This is a genomic window from Staphylococcus simulans (genome assembly GCF_002902285.1).
GTDB classification, from domain to species: Bacteria; Bacillota; Bacilli; order Staphylococcales; family Staphylococcaceae; genus Staphylococcus; species Staphylococcus simulans.
This window is the reverse complement of sequence record NZ_PPRU01000025.1, coordinates 129,910-145,612: the sequence shown is the minus strand read 5'-3', so window position 1 is coordinate 145,612 and position 15,703 is coordinate 129,910. Positions and strand designations below refer to the sequence as shown.

The window sequence follows — 15,703 nt, the reverse complement described above, 5'->3', positions numbered from 1 at the left end:
TGAAAAAGATTGACCTTTTTATCAAATAGGATTAATCTTATAATTGAAGACGATGAGATAATATGATGGATTTTATATTATAGGTATGAGAAATACACAAGAGAAAGATGACCTGAACCTAAGTTTTAATGACGATTGTAAATCGCTAAATATCTTTTGATGAGCACAGAAGATAGGAGACGGTTTTCAATACATTTAAACTGATATTTCAGGTCATTTTCTTTTTGAAAGAGCAAGAGGTGAAGAACATGACTAATATTGTTTTAATTCATGCTCAAGGTGCTGACGCCCACTCAAATTGGTATGAATGGTTAGAACAATCATTAAGACTAGAAGGATATCATTCAGATATCGTTAATATCCAACATGACTTACCAGTCAATATGGAAGAATGGTTAAAGCAGTTAAATGAGCAGATTGAAATTTCACAATATGAAACATATTTCGTAACACATGGCTTCGGTACGCTTGCGGGGCTGAAATATTTAGAACAACATCCAGATATTCGTATTGAAGGGTTCTTCAGTATTGCAGGGTTTGGTCCGAATGCTGAAGGTGTAAATCCTGATTTACATGTTCCGGATGTTACATTAGACATTGAAGACTTAAAATCACGTATTGACTATTTCTATGGTATCGCATCTAAAAATGATTCGAATGTTCCATATCAAGATACAGAGTGTTTAGTTCAAGCGTTTGATGGTGATATGAAGGTTATTGATGAAGCGGGTCATTTTACGACTGAGGATGGTTATGATACTTTCCTCGCATTAAAGAATAATATGATTAAACGCATGGCTAATTAAATCATTGATAAAAAAGGTCTCTCTGACGTATTTACTCGTTCAGAGAGACCTTTTCATTTTATATTAAGTAATGCTTAACATACGATCTAAGCTTTCTTTCGCATATTTTGCTGTTTCAGCATCAACTTTGATGATGTTATCACGGTTGCCATCTAAAATTTTATCTAAACACCAAGCTAGGTGAGGAAGGTCAATACGGTTCATAGTCAAACATGAACACATTAATGGGTTTAATGAATCAATCGTGATGTCTGTGTAAGTATCTTTTAAACGATTCACTAAGTTCATTTCAGTTCCGATTAACCAACGAGAACCTTTTGGTGCGTTTTTGATAGTTTCAATAATGTAGCGTGTAGAGCCTGCATAATCAGCAGCTTGTACCACTTCGAATTCACATTCAGGGTGTACAATCACATTGATTTCAGGATCACGTTCACGTGCTAAATCGATATGTGCTTTATGGAATTTCTCATGTACAGAACAATGACCTTTCCATAAAACAATACGTAAATCTTCAAGTTTGCCTTCATAAACAAGTTCTTTAGCAATTGGATCCCATACTGCCATTTGTTCAAGTGGAATGCCTAAATCATATGCTGTATTACGTCCTAAGTGTTGATCAGGTAAGAATAAAATAACTTTACCTTGTTTCAATGCCCAATCCACTACTGATTTTGCGTTACCGCTAGTTACACATGAACCACCGTGTTCGCCAACGAACTTTTTAATCGCTGCAGTAGAATTGACATAAGTTAATGGCAAGATATCTAAGTTGAATTCTTGTGTTAAAACATCATAGCCATGTAAAGCTTGTGTGATATTTGCCATGTCTGCCATAGAACAACCAGCCGATAAATCTGGTAGATAAATGTCTTGGTGGTCGTCTGTTAAGATGTCTGCTGTTTCTGCCATAAAGTGTACACCGTTAAATACGAAGTATTCAGCAGCAGTATTTTCTTTACAGATACGAGCAAGTTCTAATGAATCACCCGTAATATCGGCAAATTGAACGACCTCATCTTTTTGATAATGATGTGTCGGCATGAATAGGCGATCGCCTAATTCATCTTTAATAGATTGAATATGTTGTTCTAACTCCTCAGTTGACATTTTAAGATACTTTTCAGGAATTTCCTTTGATACAGATAACATTGGGTTAAACATTTAAATCACAACCTTTGCAGAAATATCGAGCGCGTTTTGCGCATAAAATAGAGCACCCATTGAAATGAAATCTACGCCAGTTTCAGCGTACGCAACGACATTAGTTTCGTTAATATTACCAGAAGCTTCAGTTTGAATATGTTGAGGAACTGCTTTAATATGTTCAGCAATCCATTCTGGTGTTTGGTTATCAAACATAATGATGTCTACATCTTGATCGATTGCTGTGTTAAGCATCTCTTCATTTTCAATTTCTACTTCAATTTTATCCATTGGACCTACAACTTTTTTAGCGTTTTGAATCGCAATTTCCATTGATTCAGAGAAAGCGATATGGTTATCTTTCAACATCAATCCATCATTTAAAGAACGACGATGGTTCAAACCACCTCCAACAGTCACCGCAAATTTCTCAAAGATACCTAAGCCTGGTGTTGTTTTTCTTGTATCAACAATGCGCGTAGAAGTATGCGCAATTTTTTCTGCGATACGATGTGTTTGTGTGGCAATACCTGACATACGTTGAATTAAGTTCAGAACAATACGTTCCATAGTAAGTAATACGTAAACAGGACCTGTAATTTCAGCGATGATATCACCAGGTTTGACTGTCTCACCATCTTTGATTTTTTGGTCGATATCGATGTGACTCTTTAATAACTTGAATCCTTCTTTGATAATAGTTTCGCCGCAAAAGATACCGTTATCTTTTGATTTTAAGTACATTGTACCTTGTTGTGTCTGATCAAAGATGTGTGTTGCTAAATCACCATATTGATTATCTTCAATGTAATATTGAGTGATTTTCTCTCTGACGAGTAGTGGATTTAACATGTTCCATGCCTCCTGAATTGATTTCAATAAGTTCAAATTGTAATTGCTTATCTTGATGTGGATAATCAAGTCTGTAATGTACGCCTCTTGATTCTTGACGAGCAAGCGCTGCTGTACAGACGATTTGTAGTAATTTGACAGTACAATAACGTTGCCATTTTGCTTTATCGACATATTCTGTTTCAGATGTTTCGAATAATGTCTGTTCAATTTCTTTCAAATAGTTTTGCATTTTGATTCCTTTACGTTCCACACCTAAAATGTCAAAACTTTTTTGTTGTAATTGTGCAGCTCTATCAGCTGAGATAGAAGGTATTTTAAATACTGGATTAAAATGACTATGACTGACAGGTTGTAAAGTTTGATTTAACTTCTCGGCACATAAAGCACCCATAACTAAACCTTCTAATAATGAATTACTGGCTAAGCGGTTGGCACCATGAAAGTTTGTACAAGCCGCTTCTCCAATCGCATACACGCCTTCAAGACTTGTTGTACCATCAATCTCTGATTTAATGCCGCCGACGGTATAGTGTGCGCCTGGTGTAACAGGGATACGTTGTTTGGCAATCGCTTCAGGATAATGTGCTTGAACAGCTTTGTAAATAGTAGGGAAACGCTCTGCAAAATTCGAAATCGCACTAATATCTAAAAAGACTTGGTGACCTTCTTGTTGTTGATGATAGATTGCACGACTAGTCACATCACGTGGAGCCAAGCTTTTCATCGGATGTATTTTATCCATAAACGGAATGTCTTGTTCATTGACTAGCACACCACCGTCACCTCTAACAGCTTCAGACACTAAACTATAGGCATGTTCAGGTTCACCTAATAAAGTAGGGTGGAATTGAATCATTTCCATACTTTCTAAAGCGATGTCATGACGTAATGCGACCACACATCCTGATGCAATGGTATGTGGTATATTAGAGTTAGTAGGGAAGAGGTTGTTAATACCTCCTGTTGCGAACACGACACTATCTGCTTCAATGATTTGTTGTTCGTCAGTACTATCTAAAACAAGTACGCCACAGACTTGATGTTCATGGTTATAAATTAAATCAATGACTTCTGTTGATTCCATTATGGATAAGTGTGGATGAGAAAGATGTTCTACCATATGTTGTGCGATATACTTACCAGTTTGATCACCGCCAGCATGCAAAATTCTTGCAGCTGAGTGTGCGCCTTCCATTGCGTAATCTAAATGATGTGTGACTGGGTTTGAATCGAATGGAACACCTTCATCTACGAGTGCTTGAATTAAAGGATAGCTTTTCGTAATGACTTCTTGGATTACATTAAAATCTCCCATTTCAGCTCCGGCTTCATAAGTATCTTGGCTATGGCTGATTGCTTCATCTTCTTCTCTTTTTGAAAAACATATGCCACCTTGGGCAAAATTACTGTTGTTTTCAGCAAGCTTGTCCTTAGTGATACAAATCACTTCGATATCATCTTGTAATTGACGAACAAACGAGAGTGCAGCAATTCCGCTTCCAACGACAATGACACGTTTCATGTTTACACCTCTATTTACATTAATATATACAATTATGTTAACATATATGTATGCAATGATTTTGTCATAAAAGTAAGATAATTGCAAGTGGGGGAGAAAAGATATGATTTATTTAGATAATGCAGCGACAACACAACCATCAAAAGAAGCGCTGGCAATATATAATGAAGCACAACAAACGTTGTTTTTTAATAGTGAGAGTTTACATGTCGGTGGAGAAATGGCAAGAGAAGCTTTGAATTCTAGCCGACACTATATTCAAAAACATTTCAATACGGATAAAGAAGTTTTATTCTCAACAAGTGGATCACATGCAAACCAAATCGCAATTGATATTTATTTATCACAAGCACAAGAAGGAAAGGTTTTAGTTTCGCCTTATGAGCATCCTTCTATTTATGCAGCATTAGAACCATATAAAAAACAATTTGAAATCGTAGAAATGCCTTTAACAAACGAAGGTGCAATCGACTTAGCAGCTTTAGAAGCACTAGTAGATAATGAGACAGTATTGATTATTGCACAACATGTGAATTCTGAAATTGGTTATATTCTACCAGTGCATGAAATTGCTGAATTCGCACAAGCATACAATATTCCATTTCATGTGGATGGTGTCCAAGCTGTACAAAAGATTGAAGATAAAGCGATTCAAGCTTTTACTTCATATGCGTTCTCTGGACATAAATTTAAAGGTACTAAAGGTGTAGGGGCATTGTTGATTGAACACAAGTCAGTGCGACCTACAAATATACATTACTTCCATGAAGAAGGTACACGTAATGGTACGTTAGATGTGCCTGGCATCTTAGCAATGACAAGAGCTTTATCATTAGATGCGCATTATGAACATTTAACAAAGCTCCATCAATATGCGACTGAACGTGCTTTAGCATCTGGTTTTAGTGTATTAAGAAGTGATAAACAAGCACCTCATATTATTGGATTGTTAACACCGCAATTTGAAGGTCAATATATTATGCAATCTTTATCTAGCCGTAATATATGTATCTCAACTGGTACAGCATGCGGTCATGGTTTATTATTGAGTGAGGGTTTAATTGAGAAGATTAAACAAACAGAACATGAAGCGGATCAATATGTACGTATTTCATTTTCAAGCAATTCAACATTAGGTGAAATTGATACATGTTTTAATGAAATAGATAAGATATTAGAAGGAGTGGCTGCCCATGAGTCAAGCGGATCAGCGACGAACTGAAATCGTTGAACTCTTACAAAGTTCGACACGACCCATTAAAGGTTCAGAACTGAGTGAACGTTTTGGTGTCTCGCGACAAATTATCGTGAAAGATATCTCACACTTAAAAACGAAAGAATATGCGATCAGTTCAACAAGCAAGGGTTACTTTATGGACATTGAACCTCAAGGAAAAAGCTGTAAACGTGTGGTAATGTGCCAACATGATTATGATGAGATGGAAGAAGAATTAAAACTTATCGTTGAAAATGGCGCAATGATTGATGATGTTTCTGTTGAGCATCCTGTATATGGCAGTATCCGTGCTGAATTGATGATTGAAACTGAAGAAGATATTCAAGCGTTTGTAGAAGAAATGACACGCTTTAAAGGTACAATGTTAGCGAAATTAACAGATGGTATTCATCTGCATACATTATCTGCAGACACTGAAAAGATCTTAGATAATGCGATAGATGATTTGAATCGAAATGGCTTTCTCGCAGAAAGCGAAGAAATGGTTTAAATATAAAATTAATAATCAGTAACTTAAAACTTGAAGCATGATTCGCGTTTTAAGTTGCTGAATTTTTATTAAGAGGGGATATAAAATAACGCAATATCTACTGTAACCTTAAAGAAATTTACAAAAGGAAAGCTTAAGCATCACTGATTTGTAAATAAAAAGAGACCATTTGCACTCTAAATATAAAAATTTATAACAATTATATATTTATTACACTTATTTCTAACAGAAACTGGTTGACGCAAGATAGGGAAGTCGATATACTAGGTATTGTCTTGAAAAAAGAGATAACAAATTCGAAACAACTTTAACATTTTGAAAATAAAATTCACAAATTGTTAAAAAAGGTTTGACATTGGTTAACAAATTGTGATATGATGAATAGGTAAGTCGCAAGATTAATAATATTACCGCGGGATGGAGCAGTTCGGTAGCTCGTCGGGCTCATAACCCGAAGGTCGGTGGTTCAAATCCGCCTCCCGCAATACATATCTTTTTTCAAGGGGTCCCGTAGTGTAGCGGTTAACACGCCTGCCTGTCACGCAGGAGATCGCGGGTTCGATTCCCGTCGGGACCGCCATTATTAATTAAGGTTCAGTAGCTCAGTTGGTAGAGCAATGGATTGAAGCTCCATGTGTCGGCAGTTCGACTCTGTCCTGAACCATTCTTATTTTTATTATTTGTCTGGCGGTTGTGGTGAAGTGGTTAACACATCGGATTGTGGTTCCGACATTCGTGGGTTCGATTCCCATCAGCCGCCCCATAATCGTTAATGCGGGTGTAGTTTAATGGCAAAACCTCAGCCTTCCAAGCTGATGTTGTGGGTTCGATTCCCATCACCCGCTCCAAATTACTTATTATTCCACAGTAGCTCAGTGGTAGAGCTATCGGCTGTTAACCGATCGGTCGTAGGTTCGAGTCCTACCTGTGGAGCCACGGCTCCTTGGTCAAGCGGTTAAGACACCGCCCTTTCACGGCGGTAACACGGGTTCGAGTCCCGTAGGAGTCATTCAATCAGAAACGAATTATCGTTTCTGATTTTTTAATTTGTATACATGGAGAGTTGTCCGAGTTGGCCGAAGGAGCACGCCTGGAAAGTGTGTAGGCGCCACAAGCGTCTCGAGGGTTCGAATCCCTCACTCTCCGTTATCATCATAAGACTAAATTGAAATTAATTATAACTTACGTTTTAACTCAATATAGATGCTTTGTTTTTCTCTAACTTCTTGGATATCAAGGGGTTAGAGTTTTTTTGGTTGAGAATCTTTTTTAAGAATAGTATTTATTAAAATGGACATATGCAGACTGTTTTAAAAAGCTCATGACATTTTTTTGGATATTATAGTTATAAAGAAATACTATTATAATATATGCAATATAAGTATAAGTTTTCTTTGATAGCAGTGGTGATAACCATGTTTAATGAATTACATTCAATGAATCAACCAAACAAAAATGATGAAGCTAATACTACTACACCAAATAACAATAACGGTGTTTTGGTTTCTGGGTCAGATCATAGTACAAACATAGAAATTCTCTATTTACAACAGAACTCTGCCAATACAGCATATTTAAAACAATCAATGGAATAACTAGAAAAAGGTAAAGTGGTACAAGTATGAATCGATAAGTAATTACATCTGAAGATTATAAGAACTGGCTAGTTCAAGATAAAAAAGTAGGGAAGAAAATCATTGTTTTGATTAAGAGCATTGAAAGAGATGGCATGTTAGAAGGAATTGTTAAAAGGACAATTCACTGGTTGGTAGAGTAGACGAATTACACAAGAATATAGATTAGTTTATCAAGTGACTAATGAATCTATATTAGTTGCTTCTTGTAAATATCATTATGAATGAAATATATTAATGTTGAAGTAACAGTAGAAAATCTTTGTTAAAGTGCGCCGTACTAAAATTGTCTAATTAATTTTTTATCTAAAACATTTTTATGTTATTAGGGTTATATCTTTTTATATGACTTTCTTTTATTGCAGTTTGTAATTAGTTCACATTTTTGAATTCTTTTTATTAAAAACCATTCAAGCACTTGAAATACAAGAAGCTTGAATGGTTTTATCTTTGTATGATTTGAGGTAGATTATACAGATAACATTTATACAATGCTATTCAATATAATCTTCAGGATTATATTCAACTCCATATTTTTCAGCATCGTTTTTTCTAATTTGTTCTTTTTCCGACTCAGTTGCATTATTCCAGTCTATTTGATCCTGAATCCAATTACTTGGTTTACTTTCTGTTTCATGATTATTATTTTGATTTTGCAAAAATTCATTCATTTCTTCAGTAGCCCCCATATCACCATTAGGTATTCCGGTATATCCATGTTGTTTAGCTACTTCTGCATTGGCACGCATTTGCTCTTCATATGTTGGTTCTTGTGTGTTGCTTTGATAGTGCTCTTGATTTGAATCTACTTTTTGTTGGTTTTGTTCATTAACATTTTGTTGTGTGAAAGAATTTTCAATATTTGCTTGATCGTTTACAGAATCTTCATTAACTTGTTCTGTAGATTCACTATTTTCTTGTTTTTCTTGATTATTATTTTGTTCATTTTTCTTCTTCTGTTTTTTTTCCTTATTTTTATTCTCTTTTTCATGTGTTTTAGTTTCGTTTTTCGCAGTTTCTTTATTACTTTCATCACTATTACCACAAGCAGTTAATAGTAATAGGGAACTAAATAACGGTATAATTAACTTTTTCATGATTGGTTCATCCTTTTCTATGTATTTAGTTGTTTAATACCCTTTTAAGTTAAAAGGAATCAACTAAATCAATTTTAATGTGAACTATTATTTGTTATCATTATAAAATTTCTTGTGTCGAAAATAACGCTTAGTGTATAATGCATTTGAATACAACACATGTGAATAAAAGTAGGAGTATTCATGCCTATTTAAGTTGAATGATTCAAAAAGGAGAGTTCATGCCAGTTTAAAGTTGAAGATTTATAAAGAGGAGAGTTCATGCCTACTTAAGTTGAATTTTTAAAAGTAGTAGCCAATTGATGCATAATCATTTGGCTTTTTTTATTTTTGTGAAGAGCCCTTTTCCCTTTGTAACTGGTCAATAGTACAAATAAATAGGCATTTACTAAAAATAACCACTTTCATAAATTGTTGATGAAAGTGGTTATATCTCATTGAATCATTTATTTTAATTTTAATGTGAAAGCATTAATCGCAACGATAATTGTACTTAAAGACATGAGTATTGCTCCGACAGCAGGTGAGAGTATTATACCCATAAAGGCTAGTACACCAGCTGCAAGAGGTACTGCAATGATGTTATATCCAGCACCCCACCATAAGTTTTGAACCATTTTCCGCATTGTATTTTTTGATAGGGTAAGGAAGTTAATAATATCAGAAGGATTACTTTTGACAAGTATGACATCACCTGATTCAACAGCTACGTCTGTGCCTGCACCGATTGCCATTCCGATGTCTGCTCTGACTAAACTTGGCGCATCATTAATGCCATCGCCGACCATCATTACTTTGCTGCCTTTTTTCTGATAATTTTTTATGATTCTTTCTTTATCTTCAGGCATTAATTGCGCATGAACATCTTTAATTCCCAATTCTTTAGCTACTGCTTGTGCTACTTCATGATTATCTCCTGTAAGCATAACTGGTGTGATGTTTTTCGCTATTAAATCTGCGACCATTTGTTTTGAACTTTCTTTGATTTGATCTCCTAAGGCGATAATGCCAATCACTTGTTGTTCATAAATTAAATAACTAATAGAGTTACCTTGCTGAGCAAGTTCTTTAAATTGTTTTTTATTATACTTCAAATCCTTTTTATCTAAATATGAGGCATTTACAATTTTAATTTCTTTACCATCAACACTGCCTTCTAATCCCACACCTGAAATATTATTAACATCTTCAGGATATGAATAAGAAATGTTTTCTTCTTTTGCATATTCGACAATTCCAACAGCGAGCGGATGTTCAGAGCTGCTTTCTAATGAAGCAAACAAACTTAATATTTCTTTATGACTAAATTCGTCAGTAAAACTTTCATAATGGTTAACTGAAAAATTTCCTTCAGTTAATGTACCTGTTTTATCCATCATAATATAATCGATGTGTTGTGCGATTTCTACAGATTCTCTATTTTTTATAATTAATCCATTATGTGCACCTATAGAAGTAGAACGTGCTGTAACTAAGGGTATAGCTAAACCTAAAGCGTGCGGACAAGCAATGACCAATACAGTTACTAAGCGTTCAAGCGCAAAATCAATATCGTTTTGTATCAGCATCCAAACAATAAACGCAATTAATCCACTAATTACTGCAAAATAAAATAAGTATCCTGCGACTTTATCAGAAAGAAGTTCAGCATCTGATTTATCATTTTGAGCTTGGCTTACTAACCCCATAACTTGAGATAAATAGCCATCTTCTCCAGTTGCAGTTACTTTAACTTGAATTGTACCAGAACCATTCATTGAACCACCGATAACATTATCGTTCTTGTTTTTTAGAACTTTTTTAGATTCTCCAGTAACTAATGATTCATCAATCGATGTTTTACCATCAACAATTACTCCGTCTGTTGGAATACTTTCACCTGCTTTGATTTCTACTATATCACCATTATGAATATCCGAGATTTTAAGTTTTTGACGTTGACCATCCTCAGTTACCTTAACTGCAGTATTGGGGAGTAGTTCGGCCATTTTTTTAAGGGCACTACTAGCACTGCCTACTGCGTTCATCTCAATCCAGTGGCCTAATAACATAATTATAATTAAAGTTGCTAACTCCCAGAAAAAATCCATTGTATGCGACGATGAATCACTAAAGTTATTCATGTAAAATGCATATAAACTATAGAAATAAGCTACTGAAATACCAAGTGCTACTAATGTCATCATGCCTGGTTTTTTAGAAGCGATTTCATCCTTAGCGCCTGATAAGAAGGGCATACCACCATAAAAGAATAAAATGGTCGATAGAATTAAAACAATCCAGTCTGATCCAGAAAAAGTAACTTGAAATGGTAATTGAATACCCATCATAGGTGATAAAATAATAATCGGTATCGTGAAAATTAAAGAAATAAAGAATTTACGCTTAAAATTCCCATGATGATGCATGTGATGATTGTGACCGTTATCAGTCGTATGCTCATGGTGTTTATGTTGTCCATTTTTATGTGTATGTTCATGACTAGACAAAATAATACCTCCTAAATATATTGATATAGTAAATACAACTTTAGTATAACATATACGGTATAGGGGTATGGAGTATATGCAATTATGTTTCTTTTTCGCTAAGCAATCATCCACTCAGAATTACGTTTCAATCAATAGCAATTATGTTCATTCAAAGAGCGTTTGCTTATTTTGTTATGAGCTATATAGGTTCATATAACGCTAAGTAGTAGATAGTTAAAGAAATAAAACATCCACTCCGATATGAAGTGGATGCATCTTATGATTTATTTTCTTTTTCTGTTGTATTGATCTCTGGATGATTGATCTCATCAACACTTTTTTGGCTGAAACGATAGATTTTTACCATTGCTGGTTTGGATAATGCCAAGAATGATAAAAATGTTGCTAAGAATGAAAAGTGTGTCACGTTTAGTACGAATAACATCGGCACAAAGATTAAGACAAAAAGTGCAATGAATAATATCAATGGCAGTATTTTGATTAATATATTTTTAACTGTACCTTTAGTTAGGCGAGTCAGTATGAACAGGATTATCCCGATTAGAAATAAGGGGATAATGATTGTAGTCAAAGTTGCGACATAAGCTTCAGCATATCTATTCCAATCAAGATGAATAATGTAATACATAGAAGAATCAGTTGGAATATCTAGTCTGAATAAGTTACTACCGTAATTTTTGTATAAATAGTAGACGATAAGTAGTAATAATATAATTGAGCCGCAATATTTCATGATAGTACGTGGCATTTTATTGGATGATTGGCGCAAAACAATTCCCTCATTTCAAGCAATTTCTATTATTATCTTATAACTCTATATTGAATACAATAGAAATAGAGAAATAGATACGACTTTTATACGAGGTGCATGATGAATACGCGTGGTACAATAGTGGTAAGAGTAATATAAGAAAAACTTTAACATTATTTCGAAATAAGGTGATAGACATGAAACGCTCAGATAGAAATCAACCTGATTATGACCGCTATAATCGAGACCCACGTGACTCAAGAGATGGACACGATCCAAGATATCGTGATACACGTGAAGAAGAGTACCGCAGACGTTCTGATGAAGATGGTCGTTATTATAATGAACGTGATTACAGACGTGAACGTATGTTGGAAGATGAGAATCGTAAAAATAGTAAATGGAAAAAAGGTTTGGCCGCGATTGTAGTTATCTTATTGATTGTTGTAGCAATATTTATAGTTAGAAATATGATGCAGCCAAAAGATAGCACAGAAACCGCAAATCAAAATGCGCAAACACAACAAACACAACCTAATAGCTCACAAACTCAAAAACCAGTGACAAATAACTATAAAGAAATCATTCGTGAGAAAGAAACAGTCATTAAAGAAAAAATTGAAAGTGCTAAAAACAACATTCAAAATGGTCAAAATAGCCAGAATGCGATTGAATCTGCACAAAATGAAGTTAACCAATTAAAAGATAAAGCTTCAAATGCGACAGATCAAAATGTCACTGACCAATATCAAAATGCGGTTGATAAATTAAAACAAGCAAACCAAGCGCAACAAAATGGTGAAAATCAATCTAAAGTAGACAGTTTATTAAATGATATCGATAGTAAACTACAAACGATTAAAGATAAACTAAGTCAACTGTTCAATTAAATATGAAAGAAATGAGAGGGTGCAACGCGCATCCTCTTTTTTCAATTCGAAAATTAAGGGAAACTACTTGAATTTTGTTATGATAGATAGGTAGAGATTATGGGAGGAAGATAGTATGGATTTTTGGTTAAAACAAAGCGCAGAGCGTGTTCCTGAAAATATCGCATTAGACGATGGAGCAACAAAACTTACATACGCGAGCGTGTATCAATCAGCAAAACAATATGCATATGTATTTAAACAACTGAATCAAAAGAGAATTGCATTTTATATAGATAATCGTATAGATGCGGCTTTAATGATTTATGGTGCATGGTTTGCTGGTATAGAAGCAGTCATGATTAATACACGACTTACATACAAAGAAATTAAAGCGCAACTTAAATCTGTACACACAGATACAATCATTGCCACATTACCATTAGAATTAGATGATTTTACCATTATAAATTGGAGTGAAGTTGAACAACGTCGCTCAACACAAACTTATGAGACTGAACTGGATTTAAACCGTATCGCTTCGATTATGTTTACTTCAGGAACGACAGGTCCGCAAAAGGCAGTACCCCAAACTTTTAATAACCATTTAGCAAGTGCGAATGGATGCAGAGAAAGCTTAGGTTTTGATAGTAATACGAAATGGTTATCTGTCTTGCCGATTTATCACATTTCAGGTTTAAGTGTGTTACTGCGCAGTATCATTGAAGGTTTTACAGTCAGATTAATGCAGAAATTTGAAACAAAAACGGTATTAAAAGCGATTCAAAGTGAACAGATTACCCACATTTCACTCGTGCCGCAAACTTTAGGTTGGATGATGGACGCAGGTTTAACACAACCTTATCAACTTCAAAAAATACTGCTTGGCGGTGCGAAATTATCTGATGATTTAATTCATAACGCCTTGAAAGCGGATTTACCGATTTATAATTCATTTGGTATGACAGAAACGTGTTCACAATTTTTAACCGCTTCTCCATCCATGCTTAAACAAAATCCTAACACAGTAGGGAAACCGAGCCCAAACGTTCAAGTTAAGATTATCAATCCAAACCATGAAGGACATGGAGAACTCTTATTAAAAGGTGACAACGTTATGGAAGGTTATCTATATCCTGAAAATCTGACAGATGTATTTGAAGATGGCTACTTTAAAACAGGTGATATCGCAAGTGTAGATATGGATGGCTTTGTGATGGTTTATGACCGCAGAAAAGATTTGATTATCAGCGGTGGAGAAAACATTTATCCTTATGAAATCGAAACAGTTGTGAAACGTTTTGACGGTATTACAGATGCAATGTGTTATGCCAAAGATGATAATACTTGGGGACAAGTGCCGGCATTATATTATACGAGTGAAAAAGATATAAATCATGACGCATTAGATACCTTTTTAAAAGAGGAATTAGCGAAATATAAAGTGCCGAAATACTATCAACAAGTGACAATATTGCCTTATACATCTACAGGTAAATTAAAACGTGGAAAGCTAGAGGAATAAGCATGCGTTTTGAATCGATTCTATTTTATACGTATGAAGCAGCATTTAAGCATCAGATTAAAACGCCTAAAGTCACTCTAGAAACAAGAAAAGTCTTAGTGATCGGATTGAAAAATGAGCACGGACAAACTTATTTCGGCGAATGTAATGCCTTTGAAACAGATTGGTATGATAAAGAGACAATAGAGAGTGTGTATGAAACATTGAAACAATGGTTTAATACAGTCCTCAAAGATAAAGAGATAGAAACCTTTGATGAAGCTAAAGTATTGTTGAACCACTTGAATCACGCACCTGCAGCGAGAAGTACTGTTGCGATGGCGTTATATCAAGTTTTCCATCATCTTCCTTCATTCGAGGTTCAGTATGGTGCAACGATAAGTGGTTTATCAACTGAAAATTATCAGCAACTATTAGAAACAAAACCAAAGCGTATTAAATTAAAGTGGTCGCCAAAAGTTATTGCTGACATCGAACAGCTACAAAATTTACCAATTAAACCATGGATCGCATTAGATGCGAATGAATCTTTAACGAATCAAGATATAGCGACTTTAAAAAAAGTTCAAAACCTTGAAGATATCTTGTATATCGAGGAGCCTTTTAAGGATTTAGAAATGTTGAAAACCTTATCTCCAAAAGTTATCCTACCTGTAGCAATAGATGAGAAAGCAAGAGATGTCTCAAGCATTTTAACCTTGATTGAACAATATCCGATTGATACAGTGATTTTAAAGCCTTTCAGACTTGGCGGCATAGATAAAATATTAGATGCGATAGACAGCTTGCATCGACAAAACATTAAAGTAGTGATCGGCGGTATGTATGAATATGGATTAAGCCGCTATTTTACTGCTTATCTAAGTCAGTATGCTGACTATCCAGGGGATGTAACGCCTTATGGCTATTATTTTGATCAGGAGTTTACACAAGAAAACGGCATATTAAAAAGGGGACACTTATACTTTGCGCCCCCTGAAATTGATGCGGATCAATTAAAAATTTATTCATGATGATGGTGATGATGACAATGTTGATGCTTGTCATGCTTTAATGGCACTGGGTCAAATCCACCTTTATGAAGCGGATGACATTTTGAAATGCGTTTGATACCAAGCCATGTTCCTTTGATTGGGCCATGGATTTCAATAGCTTCTTTTGTATAGTTTGAACATGTAGGGTAGAAGCGGCATGTAGGAGGTGTCAACGGTGAAATAAAATGTTGATATATCCATATTAAGCCGAGTAAGAGCTTCTTCAAATTAATCCCTCCAACTGA

16 protein-coding genes and 8 tRNA genes are annotated in these 15,703 nt (G+C 34.9%); 17 read left to right on the top strand and 7 right to left on the bottom strand.

The window, feature by feature from the left end:
• The first annotated feature begins 248 nt into the window (after positions 1–248).
• Positions 249–806, top strand: coding sequence for an RBBP9/YdeN family alpha/beta hydrolase (locus tag CD112_RS06815; RefSeq protein ID WP_070626432.1), 558 nt, complete (start codon positions 249–251; stop codon positions 804–806).
• 63 nt (positions 807–869) lie between these two features.
• Here CD112_RS06815 and nadA read toward each other — a convergent pair whose 3' ends face one another.
• Genes nadA through CD112_RS06800 form a run of 3 tightly spaced genes read right to left on the bottom strand, consistent with a single transcriptional unit; the run spans position 870 to position 4,329 of the window.
• Entirely contained in the window at positions 870–1,970 is a 1,101-nt protein-coding gene (gene nadA, locus CD112_RS06810) for a quinolinate synthase NadA (protein ID WP_002481272.1), read from the bottom strand.
• Positions 1,971–2,804 carry a carboxylating nicotinate-nucleotide diphosphorylase gene (gene nadC / locus CD112_RS06805; RefSeq protein ID WP_023016248.1) on the bottom strand — a complete coding sequence of 278 codons (834 nt, stop codon included), beginning with the start codon at positions 2,802–2,804 and terminating at the stop codon, positions 1,971–1,973. It lies immediately after the preceding gene.
• Positions 2,755–4,329 (bottom strand): L-aspartate oxidase, encoded by a 1,575-nt coding sequence (locus CD112_RS06800; RefSeq protein ID WP_070848415.1) that lies wholly within the window; start codon positions 4,327–4,329, stop codon positions 2,755–2,757. The genes nadC and CD112_RS06800 overlap by 50 nt, the downstream gene beginning before the upstream one ends.
• A 103-nt stretch (positions 4,330–4,432) precedes the next feature.
• On the opposite strand from CD112_RS06800, the gene CD112_RS06795 reads away from it, so the two are divergent.
• The 13 genes from CD112_RS06795 to CD112_RS13960 all read left to right on the top strand — a co-directional run bounded on the left by CD112_RS06795 (position 4,433) and on the right by CD112_RS13960 (position 7,918).
• Positions 4,433–5,551 carry a cysteine desulfurase family protein gene (locus tag CD112_RS06795; RefSeq protein ID WP_070626434.1) on the top strand — a complete coding sequence of 373 codons (1,119 nt, stop codon included), beginning with the start codon at positions 4,433–4,435 and terminating at the stop codon, positions 5,549–5,551.
• Positions 5,523–6,056, top strand: coding sequence for a transcription repressor NadR (locus CD112_RS06790; RefSeq protein ID WP_002481268.1), 534 nt, complete (start codon positions 5,523–5,525; stop codon positions 6,054–6,056). Before CD112_RS06795 ends, CD112_RS06790 begins: the two co-directional genes overlap by 29 nt.
• Before the next feature lie 411 nt (positions 6,057–6,467).
• A tRNA-Met gene (locus tag CD112_RS06785) sits at positions 6,468–6,541 on the top strand.
• Between the two features lie 19 nt (positions 6,542–6,560).
• Positions 6,561–6,636, top strand: a tRNA-Asp gene (locus CD112_RS06780).
• An 11-nt stretch (positions 6,637–6,647) separates the two neighbouring features.
• Positions 6,648–6,720 (top strand) — tRNA-Phe (locus CD112_RS06775).
• 23 nt (positions 6,721–6,743) lie between these two features.
• A tRNA-His gene (locus tag CD112_RS06770) sits at positions 6,744–6,819 on the top strand.
• A gap of 11 nt (positions 6,820–6,830) precedes the next feature.
• Positions 6,831–6,904, top strand: a tRNA-Gly gene (locus CD112_RS06765).
• A 13-nt stretch (positions 6,905–6,917) separates the two neighbouring features.
• Positions 6,918–6,992, top strand: a tRNA-Asn gene (locus CD112_RS06760).
• A gap of 1 nt (position 6,993) precedes the next feature.
• Positions 6,994–7,065, top strand: a tRNA-Glu gene (locus tag CD112_RS06755).
• A gap of 48 nt (positions 7,066–7,113) precedes the next feature.
• A tRNA-Ser gene (locus CD112_RS06750) sits at positions 7,114–7,202 on the top strand.
• 269 nt (positions 7,203–7,471) lie between these two features.
• Entirely contained in the window at positions 7,472–7,651 is a 180-nt protein-coding gene (locus tag CD112_RS06745; RefSeq protein WP_070626275.1) for a hypothetical protein, read from the top strand.
• A 41-nt stretch (positions 7,652–7,692) separates the two neighbouring features.
• Positions 7,693–7,833, top strand: coding sequence for a type II toxin-antitoxin system YoeB family toxin (locus CD112_RS13965; RefSeq protein WP_372514647.1), 141 nt, complete (start codon positions 7,693–7,695; stop codon positions 7,831–7,833).
• Positions 7,834–7,867: 34 nt separating this feature from the next.
• Positions 7,868–7,918: a hypothetical protein gene (locus CD112_RS13960; protein ID WP_371099750.1), complete on the top strand. Its 51-nt coding sequence runs from the start codon at positions 7,868–7,870 to the stop codon at positions 7,916–7,918.
• Between the two features lie 266 nt (positions 7,919–8,184).
• On the opposite strand, the gene CD112_RS06735 is transcribed toward CD112_RS13960, so the two are convergent.
• The 3 genes from CD112_RS06735 to CD112_RS06725 all read right to left on the bottom strand — a co-directional run bounded on the left by CD112_RS06735 (position 8,185) and on the right by CD112_RS06725 (position 12,048).
• Positions 8,185–8,787, bottom strand: a complete 603-nt coding sequence (locus CD112_RS06735) for a hypothetical protein (RefSeq protein ID WP_070626277.1) — start codon at positions 8,785–8,787, stop codon at positions 8,185–8,187.
• Between the two features lie 446 nt (positions 8,788–9,233).
• Positions 9,234–11,276, bottom strand: coding sequence for a heavy metal translocating P-type ATPase (locus CD112_RS06730; RefSeq protein ID WP_070626279.1), 2,043 nt, complete (start codon positions 11,274–11,276; stop codon positions 9,234–9,236).
• Positions 11,277–11,535: 259 nt separating this feature from the next.
• Complete coding sequence (locus CD112_RS06725; protein ID WP_002481264.1) at positions 11,536–12,048, bottom strand: hypothetical protein; 513 nt, start codon at positions 12,046–12,048, stop codon at positions 11,536–11,538.
• A 179-nt stretch (positions 12,049–12,227) separates the two neighbouring features.
• Here CD112_RS06725 and CD112_RS06720 point away from each other — a divergent pair, with 179 nt between their 5' ends.
• From CD112_RS06720 to menC, 3 genes are all read left to right on the top strand, one after another.
• Entirely contained in the window at positions 12,228–12,920 is a 693-nt protein-coding gene (locus CD112_RS06720) for a hypothetical protein (protein ID WP_023016242.1), read from the top strand.
• A 115-nt stretch (positions 12,921–13,035) separates the two neighbouring features.
• Complete coding sequence (gene menE / locus CD112_RS06715; RefSeq protein WP_103364061.1) at positions 13,036–14,424, top strand: o-succinylbenzoate--CoA ligase; 1,389 nt, start codon at positions 13,036–13,038, stop codon at positions 14,422–14,424.
• A gap of 2 nt (positions 14,425–14,426) precedes the next feature.
• On the top strand, positions 14,427–15,437 hold the full coding sequence (gene menC / locus CD112_RS06710) for an o-succinylbenzoate synthase (RefSeq protein WP_103364060.1): 1,011 nt from the start codon (positions 14,427–14,429) through the stop codon (positions 15,435–15,437).
• Here menC and yidD read toward each other — a convergent pair.
• A complete protein-coding gene (gene yidD / locus CD112_RS06705; RefSeq protein WP_002481260.1) occupies positions 15,428–15,685 on the bottom strand; it encodes a membrane protein insertion efficiency factor YidD in 258 nt (85 codons plus the stop codon). The two genes, menC and yidD, sit on opposite strands and share 10 nt — an antisense overlap.
• Positions 15,686–15,703: the final 18 nt, after the last annotated feature.